This is a genomic window from Nostoc sp. PA-18-2419 (genome assembly GCF_005869855.1).
In the GTDB taxonomy this organism is placed as follows: Bacteria; Cyanobacteriota; Cyanobacteriia; order Cyanobacteriales; family Nostocaceae; genus Nostoc.
Map to the genome: position 1 here is coordinate 1 of NZ_SZNH01000013.1, position 13,936 is coordinate 13,936.

11 protein-coding genes and 1 pseudogene are annotated in these 13,936 nt (G+C 41.4%); 7 read left to right on the top strand and 5 right to left on the bottom strand.

What is annotated here, in order from left to right; translation table 11 throughout:
* Nucleotides 1-285: pseudogene (locus FCR06_RS15190) on the bottom strand (photosystem II D2 protein (photosystem q(a) protein)); the annotation flags it as partial.
* A gap of 515 nt (nt 286-800) precedes the next feature.
* On the opposite strand from FCR06_RS15190, the gene FCR06_RS15195 reads away from it, so the two are divergent.
* The 4 genes from FCR06_RS15195 to FCR06_RS15210 all read left to right on the top strand — a co-directional run bounded on the left by FCR06_RS15195 (nt 801) and on the right by FCR06_RS15210 (nt 5,083).
* A complete protein-coding gene (locus tag FCR06_RS15195) occupies nt 801-1,370 on the top strand; it encodes a photosystem I assembly protein Ycf4 (RefSeq protein ID WP_138501065.1) in 570 nt (189 codons plus the stop codon).
* Nucleotides 1,371-1,555: 185 nt separating this feature from the next.
* Entirely contained in the window at nt 1,556-2,368 is an 813-nt protein-coding gene (locus FCR06_RS15200; RefSeq protein ID WP_138501067.1) for a peptidylprolyl isomerase, read from the top strand.
* A gap of 94 nt (nt 2,369-2,462) precedes the next feature.
* On the top strand, nt 2,463-3,650 hold the full coding sequence (locus FCR06_RS15205) for a beta-ketoacyl-ACP synthase (RefSeq protein WP_189523436.1): 1,188 nt from the start codon (nt 2,463-2,465) through the stop codon (nt 3,648-3,650).
* A 143-nt stretch (nt 3,651-3,793) separates the two neighbouring features.
* Nucleotides 3,794-5,083, top strand: a complete 1,290-nt coding sequence (locus FCR06_RS15210) for a Glu/Leu/Phe/Val family dehydrogenase (protein ID WP_138501071.1) — start codon at nt 3,794-3,796, stop codon at nt 5,081-5,083.
* Between the two features lie 97 nt (nt 5,084-5,180).
* Here the strand turns inward: FCR06_RS15210 and FCR06_RS15215 are convergent, their stop codons facing one another.
* Nucleotides 5,181-6,062, bottom strand: coding sequence for a shikimate dehydrogenase (locus FCR06_RS15215; RefSeq protein WP_138501074.1), 882 nt, complete (start codon nt 6,060-6,062; stop codon nt 5,181-5,183).
* A gap of 107 nt (nt 6,063-6,169) precedes the next feature.
* Here FCR06_RS15215 and FCR06_RS15220 point away from each other — a divergent pair, with 107 nt between their 5' ends.
* Nucleotides 6,170-7,102, top strand: coding sequence for an alpha/beta fold hydrolase (locus FCR06_RS15220; protein WP_138501076.1), 933 nt, complete (start codon nt 6,170-6,172; stop codon nt 7,100-7,102).
* Nucleotides 7,103-7,400: 298 nt separating this feature from the next.
* Here the strand turns inward: FCR06_RS15220 and FCR06_RS15225 are convergent, their stop codons facing one another.
* Nucleotides 7,401-8,114 carry a hypothetical protein gene (locus FCR06_RS15225; protein ID WP_138501078.1) on the bottom strand — a complete coding sequence of 238 codons (714 nt, stop codon included), beginning with the start codon at nt 8,112-8,114 and terminating at the stop codon, nt 7,401-7,403.
* Nucleotides 8,115-8,696: 582 nt separating this feature from the next.
* Nucleotides 8,697-9,656: an aldo/keto reductase gene (locus FCR06_RS15230; RefSeq protein WP_138501080.1), complete on the bottom strand. Its 960-nt coding sequence runs from the start codon at nt 9,654-9,656 to the stop codon at nt 8,697-8,699.
* Between the two features lie 84 nt (nt 9,657-9,740).
* On the opposite strand from FCR06_RS15230, the gene FCR06_RS15235 reads away from it, so the two are divergent.
* The gene (locus tag FCR06_RS15235) at nt 9,741-10,334 is read left to right on the top strand and encodes a DUF1802 family protein (RefSeq protein ID WP_138501082.1); all 594 of its coding nucleotides are present in this window, start codon (nt 9,741-9,743) and stop codon (nt 10,332-10,334) included.
* Between the two features lie 791 nt (nt 10,335-11,125).
* Complete coding sequence (locus tag FCR06_RS15240) at nt 11,126-11,410, top strand: hypothetical protein (protein WP_138501084.1); 285 nt, start codon at nt 11,126-11,128, stop codon at nt 11,408-11,410.
* A 179-nt stretch (nt 11,411-11,589) separates the two neighbouring features.
* Here FCR06_RS15240 and ggt read toward each other — a convergent pair whose 3' ends face one another.
* Nucleotides 11,590-13,461 (bottom strand): gamma-glutamyltransferase, encoded by a 1,872-nt coding sequence (ggt, locus tag FCR06_RS15245; protein ID WP_138501086.1) that lies wholly within the window; start codon nt 13,459-13,461, stop codon nt 11,590-11,592.
* Between the last annotated feature and the right edge of the window lie 475 nt (nt 13,462-13,936).

The window sequence follows — 13,936 nt, forward strand, 5'->3', positions numbered from 1 at the left end:
TGGCCCCCATAACAGCAATAGCGAATGTCCTAAACTGTCTGCTGGTGTCGATACTGCAACTGTTAAGAAGTTACAGCCTTCCAGGTAGGAGGAGGCTAAACCGTGGGTATACCAAGAGGTGACGAACGTTGTGCCTGTCAGCCAACCGCCTAGTGCTAGGTAAGCGCAAGGGAATAGTAGTAATCCTGACCAACCTACGAATACAAAGCGATCGCGCTTGAGCCAGTCGTCTACTACGTCAAACCACCCTCTTCTACTCGGGGCGCGTCCAACTGCGATGGTCATCGGACTAAAATCCTCTTTTTTTACTAAAATTGCAACGTTTTTGAACCAGCGCCGCTTTAAAGCTTTGCTTTATTGGGCGACTGCCGTGAGGAATTAACGTTTTTTGACAATCTCAACAGCCTTAAAGCAACTGAGATTCTGAGAGTTAGCTGTCTAGTGAAGTCAGCATTTCTCAGGTCTATGCCATTACACGTACCACTGGCTAGTAACTTAGCTTGTGGTAACTTAATGATTCTTAACTTATCATATTAGTTCGGTTTTGGCCAGACATACGCAAGCGAATCAGGTATTTAACACGAAACTATATTAATAATATGAATATCAGAATTTTAACAATTTGACACAAGTTTTCTCAGAAATCTAAACAATTTGATTGGGGCATGAGAAAGAGTCAAAGGGGCAGGGGGAGAAGATTTTCCCCTCTGCTCCCTGCTCCCTGCCCCAATCCAGTTGCAATGTATCCCGATTAAATGGCAGACTTTTAAAGAGAGTATCTCACAGGCAATGGTAGTTCAATGACAGCATCAACAACGATTAACAAAGGCGATCGCCTGCTGCATCAAAACCTTCTCGGTTCTCGGCGGTTCAGTAACTACTGGTGGGCAACTATCGTTACCTTGGGAGCAACAGGCTTTTTACTGGCTGGCATATCCAGTTATCTAAAGATTAATTTACTTATAGTTACCGATCCTACTGAACTTTTATTCCTTCCTCAAGGATTGGTAATGGCATTATATGGCACTGCTGGCTTACTACTAGCCACATACCTCTGGTTAGTGATTTTATGGGATGTGGGAGGCGGTTATAACGAATTTGATCAGGAAACTGGTACGATCAAAATATTTCGTTGGGGATTTCCTGGCAAAAACCGTCGAATTGAAATTGACGGACGCATAGAAGATGTGCAATCTGTGCGAATAGCCGTTAAAGAAGGTATTAATCCCCGTCGCTCACTGTATCTCCGTGTTAAAGGTCGGCGAGATATACCCTTAACACGGGTTGGACAACCCTTATCCTTGACAGAATTGGAAACAGAAGGTGCAAAGCTAGCTCGGTTTTTAGGAGTATCACTAGAAGGACTTTAAAAGTCTAGGGATTAGAGAGATGAGGAGATAGGGAGGTAGGGAGAATGGGAAGAAAAGACAAAGAAAATAATTTCTAACCGGAGCTTCGGAGTCTCCGGCTTTGCTCAACAGTTAACACTTAACATTCCTAATCCCCAATTCTCCTTTAAAAGGATAAGATACCTTAGTTAAATCAGTAACTAGCAATGCGGTTGAAAATTTCCAAATTTTTGCTTGGTGCGGCGATCGTCAGTGCCTTAATGCTGGGAGGATGCTCTACACAGCAAGTCGCTTCTAATAGTTCTTCTCCAACATCGACAGTTACCTCGACCACAAGTCAGGCAAGTAATAACACAACTACTGAAGCAACGTCTGTATCTCAAAGTACTAATGAGAGTGTCCCAGGAATTGAAAATTTACCAAGGCTCGAAGGCAAGGCTACTGTAGTGCTTACAGTCAAAGGCTCGCCGATTACTATCGAAGTAGATGGTACTGATGCCCCAATTACAGCGGGCAACTTTGTAGATTTAGTGCAAAAGGGTGTCTACAATGGCTTAGCTTTCCATAGAGTCGAGCGCGGAACTGAGGACAAACCGCAGCCGTTTGTAGTTCAAGGTGGCGATCCCCAAAGCAAAGACCCAAAATTTCCCCTAGAACAATTGGGAACGGGTAGTTATATTGACCCAAAAACAGGAAATATCCGCTACATACCTTTAGAAATTAAGCCAAAAGGTTCAGATACACCGATTTATAACAAAACATTTGATGCTACCGCTCAACCCGTTGTATTGTCCCATAAGCAAGGTGCGGTAGCAATGGCACGCTCCGAACCACCAGACTCCGCTTCTTCCCAGTTTTACTTTGCTTTAGCGGATATAGGATTTTTAGATGGTAGATACGCCGTGTTTGGTAATGTTACTCAAGGGTTCGATGTAGTCAACAAAATTCAGCGAGGCGATCGCATTGACTCTGCTAAAGTTACCCAAGGTGCAGAAAATCTGAAAGTACCAGCGCAGTAAAAGAAGATACACACAGAAGTCAGATCGGCAAAAGCCACCGATTAGAACTTCAGGAGAGGCTCTGATGCAAGACTTCTGACTTAGGATTTCTAAATTGGTGAAGGTTGTTGTTACTGGTATTGGTCTAATTTCTGCCTTAGGTGGAAATTTAGAAGATAGTTGGCAAAGTTTGCTTGCAGGTAAATCTGGAATTCGATTACATCAACCATTCCCAGAACTTAGACCTTTTCCTCTAGCTTTAATCGAACGACAACCAACTCAATTAACAGTGCTAACTCAGCAGGTTGTCAATTCTGCTTTGCAAGATGCTGGATTAATTCCACCTTTAGCTGATTGTGCTGTAGTTATTGGCTCAAGTCGCTCTCATCAAGCATCTTGGGAAGTCTTGGCACAGCAGTTCTATGAAGACGCGGCTACTGAAAAAGAGGCAAAGAATTTCTCTTCCTCTTTGCGTCTCCCCTTTAAACCATCCTATTTAGAAAATTGGCTGGATACATTACCTCAGATGAACGCGATCGCAACTGCGCGACAAATTGGTGCATCTGGGATAGTTTTAGCACCAATGGCAGCTTGTGCTACTGGAATTTTGTCTATTGCCCAAGCGGCTTTACTTATAGAAACTGGGCAATGTCAACAAGCGATTGCCGGCGCAGTGGAAACACCAATTACACCTTTGACTTTGGCAGGATTTCAGCAGATGGGTGCTTTGGCAAAAACTGGGGCTTATCCTTTTGATTTGCACCGGGAAGGCTTAGTTTTGGGCGAAGGTGCGGCTGTGTTTGTCTTGGAGTCAGCAGAGTTGGCAAAGCAGCGTCAAGCAAAAGTCTATGGTGAAATTCTTGGTTTCGGCTTAACCAACGATGCGTATCATACTAATTCACCCCAACCTGAGGGAAAAAGTGCGATCGCTGCTATTAAACAATGTCTAGAACGTAGCTTTTTATCGTCAGCTGATATCGATTACATTCATGCTCATGGTACAGCTACCCAGTTAAATGATCAGATGGAGAGTATGGTAATCCAGCGTTTGTTTCCCCAAGGCGTGGCAGTTAGTTCTACCAAAGGAAGCTCAGGTCATACCCTTGGAGCATCTGGCGCTTTAGGCGTAGCTTTTTCTTTGATGGCATTAAAGCATCAAATTTTACCTCCCTGTGTGGGATTGCAGCAGCCAGAGTTTGATTTAGATTTGGTTACAGCAGTACGTCTGGGTAAAATTGACCGCGTACTATGTTTGAGTTTTGGCTTTGGGGGACAGAATGCAGTGATCGCCTTGGGAAAATAGTTTGTTATTTGTCTAATGACTCACGACTTATGCAATAAAACTGTAACAAGAACTACAAAATTGTTATTTCCTCAAAAAAAACGATAAGCTAGGCAATATATGAGATCTGGTTGGGGAACAAACCGCGACTAGGAGAAAATTTTATGAGTTTAACATCTGTGTTGCCGTTGGAAGCTGCTTCTCCAGCGTATATTTGTCCATTCGACCAAGCCTGTAGCTACTTAGAGGCAGCGGCTAAGGAATTAAGATTAGATCAGGGATTGATAGAAATTCTCAGCCATCCACGCAAAGTGGTAACGGTTTCGGTTCCTGTGAAATTAGATAATGGAGAAATACAAGTTCTCGCTGGACATCGGGTGCAGCACTCTGATGTTTTAGGCCCTTACAAAGGTGGAATTCGTTATCACCCGGCTGTGACATTGCGGGAAGTTTCGGCTTTAGCAATGCTAATGACTTGGAAATGTGCGCTGTTGGGTATTCCTTACGGTGGTGCTAAGGGTGGTATTGCCTTAGATCCAAAACGTTATAGTCTCAGCGAACTAGAACGCATCAGCCGTCGTTATATCAGTGAGTTAATTAAAGATATTGGGCCTTCCGTAGATATTCCTGCACCAGACATGGGTACTTCTGCCCGGGAAATGGCTTGGATGATGGATACTTACTCTGTGAATGTCGGTCATGCTGTACCAGGAGTTGTGACTGGGAAGCCGATTTCTATTGGTGGTTCCAGGGGACGGGAAATGGCAACCGGACGTGGGGTGATGATTATTGTACGTGAGGCGCTAGCAGACCAAGGTAAATCCTTGGCAGGAGTGCGAGTAGTGATTCAAGGTTTTGGAAATGTTGGCGCTGCCACAGCTGAATTACTATACGAAGCGGGAGCGAAAATTATCGCTGTTTCTACGGGTGCAGGAGGAGTATTTTCCGAAGCTGGTCTTGATATTCCCAAATTGAAAGCCTACGCTGCTGAGAATCGCAAGAGTGTTGTGGGTTTTTCGCAAGCAGTAGCAATTAGTAATGCAGATTTATTGACTTTGCCTTGCGATGTCCTGATACCAGCAGCTTTGGAGAACCAAATTACTGAAAAAAATGTCAATCAGGTGCAAGCGCAGATTGTCGCAGAAGCAGCTAATGGTCCGGTGACTCTTGAGGCTAGCTTGTCGTTAGAGGCGCGGGGTGTGACAGTGCTACCAGATATTTTGGCGAATGCTGGCGGTGTAGTGGTGAGTTATTTGGAGTGGGTGCAGGGTCTTTCTTACCTATTTTGGGACGAGGAACGCGTCAACCACGAAATGGAACATTTGATGGTGCAGGCTTATCAACAAGTGATTCAGCAGTCGCAGAAGCGGCAAGTTTCTCTGAGGTTAGCAGCTTATACGTTAGGGGTAGGTAGAGTTGCTCAAGCACTGACTGACAGGGGTCTTTATCCTTAGGACTAACAAATATAAAAATGTCCCACTGTTCACAGTCAACAATTAACACTCAGCAACTTCTAACACGATAATTTATTTGTTGGAGTTGCTTTAGTATTTAGCTATTTTTTAAACCCAGGTGATTTTGTAAAGCTTGGCGCATGACTTCTACAGGGATTTCCTGCTGCAACCAGATTTTTAAGGCTGCTGCGCCTTGTTGAACTAACATTTCTAATCCATTGATTGCAATTGCACCTTGTTTTTCTGCTAATTGGAGAAATTGCGTTGGTTTAGGAATATATATTAAGTCATAGGCGATCGCACCTTGGGGCAATTGTGCTATTTCTGCTGCACTCAAAGGTGATTCATCAACTTTAGGATACATCCCAATAGGGGTTGTGTTTACTAACAAATCTGTTTGAGGAATCAATTTTGCTAATTCATGCCATGTACCGACTTGCAAATTCTCATCTATAGATGAATTATTCCAACTATCGCAAAATGCTTGTAATTTCTGCTCATTGCGCCCCAACACATAAATTTTGGCAAAACCTAGTTGATGACAACCTGCGACAACTGCCCTGGCTGCGCCACCATTGCCCAAAATCACTGCTACTTTTTGACTCCAATCTTGGTTATAGGTTGTCTGTAAAGGAGCAATAAATCCTTCTATATCTGTATTTGTTCCCACCCATTGATTATTTTGGCGACTCACAGTATTCACTGCGCCTATAGCTTGGGCAATAGGGGTAATTTCTGAAAGTAGAGGCACGATCGCCTGTTTATGAGGTATTGTCACATTAAAACCAACAACATCAATAGCGGCGAAACCTGCGATCGCTATCTCCAAATTTTCTGGTGCAATGGGAAAAGGCAGATAAACATAATCTAATCCTAAATGAGCGATTGCTGCATTATGCATCACTGGCGACAGCGAATGTTCCACCGGATATCCAATTACTCCTAAGAGTTTAGTTTTACCTGTTATTAATTTAGTCATTGGTTATTTCTCCCCTACTTCCCTGCTCCCTGCCCCTCTCCCTTGTGCCCACCTGCTCGCGGACTTACCCTACAATTATTAAAAGCTCCTTAACACTTCTTTGAATCATGCAGGCAACTACAGCCCCCTCTACAACTCCAATTCCTGGTAAATATTGGCAGTGGCGCGGGCACAACATTTACTATGTGCGTGCGGGAGAGAAGCAACCGCAACGTCCGCCTTTGCTTTTGGTACATGGATTTGGAGCTTCAACAGACCACTGGCGCAAGAATATCACAGGATTGTGTGAAGATTTTGAAGTATTTGCGATTGACCTTTTGGGGTTTGGGCGATCGGCAAAACCGAAATTGCAGTACAGTGGTGACTTATGGCGCGACCAACTTCACGATTTTATCAGTGAAGCGATCGGTCAAAAAGCAATTTTGGCAGGTAATTCTCTTGGTGGCTATGCTAGCTTGTGTGTTGCAGCACAACGTCCTGAGAGTGCGGCTGGTTTAGTATTACTCAATAGCGCCGGCCCCTTTAGCGAAAGCCAGGCGACACCTGAACCTGAAGCTTTACAATCAGAAATTCAGCCTCCCAAACAACCTTCTTTACAAACACTCTTAGGTGACTCGGTTAAGTGGATTTTTCAACAACCTTTAGCTCAATTTCTATTATTTCAATACGTGCGACAACGTTGGGTAATTCGCCAAACTCTAGAGAAAGTTTATCTTGATAAGAGTGCGATTACAGACCAATTAGTAGAAGAAATTTATCGTCCAGCTTACGATCCTGGAGCAATGGATGTGTTTGTTTCAGTTTTTAGTACGCCTCAAGGAGAAAAAGTTGATGTACTACTAAAGCAATTAACTTGTCCTTTATTGCTGCTATGGGGAGAAGCAGATCCTTGGATGAATGCTAGAGAACGTTCTCAAAAGTTTCGTCAATATTATCCTCAACTTGCAGAATATTTTCTAACGGCCGGTCATTGTCCTCATGACGAAGTGCCGGATAGAGTAAACCAACTTTTTCGCGATTGGGTTTTGTCTATTTCTTAGTGATATGAAATTTCGCTATGAAATACTGAGTAGAGATGCGAGAAATCGCGTCTCTAAACTATTGAGTTGAAAAATGACAGAACTAACATAACTGTTACAGTTGACCGTGCGTTTGCACCGAGCGCTTATCGCTTCACATTTGTGTAGTATGAGGAAAGAAATTTTTGAGCTTTAATTTAAATCAGAACTTACGCAACTGCCACACACTACTCGAAAATGCGATCGCTATATTTAATACATAAATACTAAATGGTTAATGTAGAATGAGTAGATTTGAGTTTAAGAGATAATTTTTAAATTATTTAAAAACATAAGATTTAATTTCCTGTTCTATTTGGTCGCTAATAATTTCAGTTCCGATACCAGGTTTATCTAAATTTACTCTTACAAAATTTGTCTTGTCTTCTTCAGTAAATTTTTTATCATTATTGGAATCTTTGAGAATTTTCAGAAAAATTGCGTTTTGACCGGGAACAACCACCCAATTAATAATTTTTGTATTATTTGGAGTAATTTGCTGGAGATTCTTACCCGATAAATCAGAAATATAACCAATAATGGCATCTTCGGTATTGAGTTTTCGATCTGCATTTGTATCTTGATCAATAATTCTATACAACCAAACTCTTGTAATTGGTTTATTTGCCGCTTTGACTTCTAATAAATCAAAGGAGTTAATAATAGCTTTTTTATCTAATAAAAGATGAGTTTCGCCATCTTGCTTACGATAAAATATCATGTTATACAATGGATTATTTCTTTGATAAGAACGCGAAAGATTTAAATTGCTTTCTTTTTCTTGATTATCCTCTGGAAGATTAACTGGAATCATCAGATAATCCGATAGCTCTTTAATAATTAAATCACTATAAACAATATTTGGTTGTGACTTCGGTTTGTCAGTCGCTTTTGCTTGTTCGGTTTTTCTGGTAATTTTAGATTCGCAGGAAAAAGAGACAGCGGCTATGATGACAGCTGTAATAATATTCTTCAAAAAGCTATAGTTTTTCATTAATTCACAGCAGGATATGTTGCTGTTTTATTTTATTCGTTGCTGGAAAATTACCAAGAGTTTTATTTGATAGACTACACAAAATAAGCCCACTGATGCGGGCTTGTTCGTGTATATAAGGTGAGTAAAATTTTCTAATTATAAAAATCCAAAAACCTGGTCGAGGTTAACCAGGTTTTATCGAGTTTACAGGTTTCAAATTGTTAAACTAATTAACTAACTGAGAGGTTAATAACTAAGGTGGACTGAATAGCTGGCAAACTTCGCATTTCTACGTTTTTCCGCTTTGGGATTTGGCTTTGTCTTTTAATAGACTTTTTACCACTTGTATCTTGATATACGGAAGTTTACTTGGGTTGATGACAGGGGACACTAGTCATTACCCTTTTTGTTTAGTTTTTCTTTCTTTGGTGTCCTACTATTTAAGTTATCACTAACTTGATTAGTTGCAACTCTTAGTTTACTAAAGTTGACGTTTTGTTAGATTTTGCAATCTGGGGAAATAAATTTGATCCCTAACCCTCTTTTGAAGAGAGTTGAAGGGATTTTGCAGAGTTCAGGTTGCTCAATTAAACTATATTGTCAAAAATCCCACATAATTGGATTGTTATCAATGGGATCGGTAACAATGCGTCCAATGCCATCAATTTGTGCTAATTCGGTGGTAGAAAGTTGTATTTTAGCGGCTTTGGCGTTGTCTTGTGCTTGTTGGGGATATCGCGCCCCAGCTATGGCATTTGTTTGAGGTTGAGCAATTAACCACGCCAAAGCTAACTGAGCAAGGGTACAATTATGAATAGAGGCTATAGGACGCAATTTTTCTAGTGCTTGTTGAGCGCGTTCAAAGTTTTCACCTTGAAAGAGTTTATTATTAGCACGGTTATCTGTTGGGTCAAATTGATGACCCCTCTCAAATTTCCCTGTTAACAATCCCTGTGCTAAAGACGAATAAGCAAGGACAGAAATATTGTGTTCGATACAATAAGGCAGGGTATCCTGTTCTACCTGCCTCCAGAATAGAGAATAGGGTGGTTGTAAACTATCAATACGTCCAAAACTTGCGGCTTCTGCCAATTGGGCGCCAGAGAAATTGGAAACACCGATCGCTCGGATTTTACCCTGCTCTTTGAGCAAATTGAGAGCGCTCATAGTTTCTTCGATAGGTACTATTTCACTATTGAAATTGCCGGAAGGCCAATGAATTTGGTAAAGGTCAATGTAATCAGTTCTTAAGTTTGTTAGGGAACGCTCACAAGCTTCAATTACTTGTTCATACTTAAGATGGCTAACAGAAACTTTTGTGGCATACTCTACCTGATGGCGCACATCAGGTAAAGCTTCAGCTACAATCTTTTCAGAATGTCCTTGACCATAAGCTTCAGCAGTATCAATTGTTGTGATACCAGCCTCAAATGCTGCTCGAATTGCTTTAATCGAGTCAGCATCCTCAATTCCCACCCACATTTTTTTACCTGCTTGCCAAGTTCCCATTAAAATGGGTGTGATTTGCACATCAGAAGTACCTAGCGATCGCTTTTCCATAATTACTTCTTAATTCATTTCTCTAGATAGTTTCATACTTTATAGGTTTTAGCTTGAATTTAAATCAGAGTTACAGTAGATGTGATGGAATTGACTACAACTTTTCATGCTCTTAAAGAATGGGCAGTCGCCGTAAATGCCTTGGAAACTGGCAAAACAATTATGTTGCTCCGCAAAGGCGGTATCCACGAACGAAATGGACATTTCCAAGTTGCCCACAAGCAAATTTTGCTTTACCCTACTTATGAACATCAACAAGCTTTCATGCTCAAATCTGAGTATGCCGATGATGTTTATCCAGTAACATCAGGCTGGCATCCAGAAACAATTCGTATTGGTAGTTGGGCTGAAATTACAGATATTTTGCCAGTTAGTGACGAGTCTATTGTTAGCGCCTTACTTCCCTTTCATATTTGGAACGAGCATTTTATTAGCGATCGCCTCAAATGGAAACCACGTCAACCCCTATATATTCTTCTGCTACGAACTTATAAACTACCCCAAGAGCAAGAGATTGCCTATTATGCTAAATACGGTGGGTGTAAATCATGGATTGATTTAGACCAACCAATTGAATTAGAAGGAGCAAAACCAGTTTTATCTGACTTTGGATATACCCAACTAGTAGAGACAATTCGCGGGATTGTTGGTGATAAATTGTATGCCCCTTCCTTTTAATAATCCAAGTTACGGATTATCAAATACCAATTTATTATTTCAAGCCAAGTGCGACTTGTAGTAGCATAATAATGAATTTAGCAATTAAACTTGCTCAATTCATTTATTCTCTAAATCGCTACTGAAGAATTTTGCGATCTTGATTGGTTGCGTCTCACGGCATTTTTGATTTATATCAAAACATAGGGTATTGTTGGAGTAATTAATTTTCAAGGATATTCACATAAAATTTTCGGCATCTTATGCGGTTGTTTATATCCTTTGAAAATGAATTCTAATGAGGTCTATTTCCTTAGCTGCACTCGTAAAAATAGATTTTAGTGACGGCAAATGTGGCTAATTCTAAAAGATAGAGAATATTTAAATAGAAGATTGGACACAGCAAAAAATTGTAGGTTGCCGTCACGCACCAAAGCAATTAATCTAAATAATCTCATAGATATATGGTGTATCGCGCTATCACCGTCAAACTGACATTGAATTGTTCACGCTACATTACACTGCATGACGACGCACCCTAAATAAAATAGTAGTTCTGGTTACATACAAGCCTAAAAAACGCGGATAACATTAGAAAAACTTCATCCTGGAGAGATGAGGGAAAGCTGTTGATATTTGATCGCCCTAGCAGCTTCCCTCATGGGTAGGAATTTCTAAGTAATTATCCTGTAGTGCATAGAAATTAATTAGATTTTGTCTAGAGTATTAGGCAAAGTACCCCAGAAGGTTGAGGTATGGCTTGACAAGATTTTGCCATTATGCATTTTCAACTACAAGTAAAGGAGTTTGTAATGCACCGACAAATGTGTTGGTTATCTAAATCTGGTGGCGACGGAGAGAAAATCTTGTATTTGCAGACAGAACCTAGTCAACCTTGGCGTCCTTACACAGCTTTTGGACATTTTGCAGTCCCAGATTATCGAATACCAGGCGGTTCTAAAGGTTGGGCAACTTATCAAAAACTTCTCAAAGCAGGTTGGACGCTAGTACCTAGTGCACGCGCAAACGAGTTTGGTAGCAGTAGCTATGCAGAGTCAAGCAATTTTGAATTGAAAAAAACAATCGAAAATCAATAACGGGATTGCAAGTGCTGAGTTAGGAGCAAAGGCAAAGATTGCGAAAGCTCAGATTCTCCAAGAAATAAAAACAACCACTTGAAGTTGCTGATTGATGACTGTTGATAGAGGAGGTTCCCCCCTCTCTCCCCACTCCCCACACTTCCCTATCTCCTGATCTCCCCCTATCCCCCTATCCCTCACAATCCTCTTGGGGAACCTTCACCGCGAGGATCCGCCGCCCCTTCTAGAGTTCCATCAGTCGTAACTGCGATCGCGTTACCATTTCCCCAAGGTGCAGTTTCTATAATTTTGTGTCCTCGACGGCGTAAATCTTGTAAAGTCAAAGCATCCAAGCCCCAAGACTCGACGCGCAACTCATCGGGAAGCCATTGATGATGTATGCGTGGCACAGAAACAGCCGCACCAACATCCATGTTGTATTCCAGTACATTCAAAATCAGTTGCAACACTTGAGTGATGATGGTGCTACCACCAGGCGCGCCTGCTGCCATGCGAAAATGTCCATTTTCTGTGACAATTGTGGGAGTCATACTGGATAAAGGAGTTTTACGGGGTGCAATGCTGTTGGCATCGTTCCCAACTAAACCAAAGGCATTAGGCACTCCTGGCGCAGCTGCAAAATCATCCATCTCATTATTGAGGACAATTCCAGTTCCCGGTGTCACTACACCAGCACCAAAAACAAGGTTAATCGTGAAAGTCAAACTTACAGCATTGCGTTGTTCATCGACAACTGTAAGGTGAGTGGTTTCGGGAGATTCGTAGCTCAAACAGGGGGATGGGGAACTCGGGGCCCCCACGTTAGCAAAGCGGGGCGGAGCCGAGTGGGGATTAGGGGCAATGGGGAGACATTTAGAATTTGGAATTTGGACTTGAAAATTCAAATTTCCTGGCTTGACCTCAGTGGAAGGTCTGGCCTTTTGCATGTTAATTTCTTGGCGACGTTTTTTGGCGTAAGCTAGACTGATTATTTGTTGTACGGGGACTTTAACAAAATCTGGGTCGCCTAAATATTGCGAGCGATCGCTGTAAGCAATCTTCATTGCTTCTACCATTAAATGTAAGGCGTCAGGATGATGCCATCCTAAAGATTTTAAATTTGTGTCACCAATAATATTTAAAATCTCTAATAGGTGAACCCCTCCAGATGAGGGTGGTGGCATTGAGCAAATTTTAGCTTGGCGGAAATTTCCACAAACTGGAGTCCGCCAAATTGGTTTATAAGCTTTTAAGTCTTCTAGAGTAATTAAACCGTTATTTTTTGCCATATCAGCAGCGATCGCTTGGGCAATTTTTTCAGTGTAAAAACTTTGGGGATTTTCCGCAATTGCTGTTAAAGTCTCGCTTAAATCGCGCTGTACCAGCCTGTCTCCTGGTTTATAAAATTCGCCGTTATGAGTGAAAATTTCCCGCGCTGCTGGATTGTTGAGAATTGCTCGTTTGCTAGACTGGCTTGTTTGCAGAGAACGCCAAGTTGGTGCATCGCCAATAATAAAGCCATCTTTAGCAAGTGCGATCGCAGGTTTTACTACCTCTTGCCAAGAAAGCTTACCATAGCGGTGATGCACTTCATAAAGTCCCGCCACCGTTCCTGGTGTCGCCACTGCTAAATAACCATTAGTACTTGCATTGGGACGCACCTTACCTTGGGCGTCTAAATACATATTTCTTGTAGCCTTTAGGGGTGCGCGTTCGCGAAAATCTAAGGCTTTCATCTCGCCTGTTTTCTCAGAATGCATCAGCAAAAATCCACCGCCGCCAATTCCTGCCGAAAAAGGTTCAACTACAGAAATTGCCAAGGCTGTGGCTACAGCTGCATCTACTGCATTACCACCCTTACGCAACATGGAAATTCCCGCTTCACTGGCTAAAGGGTGCGCTGAAACCACCATTCCCTTTTTGCTGCGTAAAGGTAAAGTTAAAGCCGCTGATGCTACTTGGCTATAAACAAGGAGGGTGAAACAAAAGACTGTAATGGCTACGCGCGCCGCAGGTATCACAACTGACTTGGCTTTAGTGACAGTAAGCTTTTTTATACCATTACTCATAAAATCTTATACATTTTTAGTATCTTTTTTTAGCATTTTGGTGTACTTAATTTATCAGATTTTGATTACCATTTTTTGCGTAGCTTGCTGCCATAGGCATTGCTCTCCTACCCCCACTTGAAGGATTATAAATATGAAGAGTATGCAAAGATTTTTATAAAAGATAGACATCTAAGTAAATATTCGGTATTCAGTTATTGTTAAGTTATTTTGATATTTTCTATTTTCCAGATAGAAATTCAAGGGCAATGCCGACAACGAATGCATAAAGATTTCCCGTTTTATGCTGTCTCAAGTGTTCCCTATTTTGAACAGGGTAAGACTTATGCATTGACAAACCAACTAAATTTTGTACAGTGCTTAAGACTTAGATAGTGCTTGATACCAAGATAAATAGTGTTTGCAAGTGAATTAAAGAGGAAATCTTTGATGAACAATTTGCGCGTCTATCTAAAGACTGAATAAGGTATGCCGA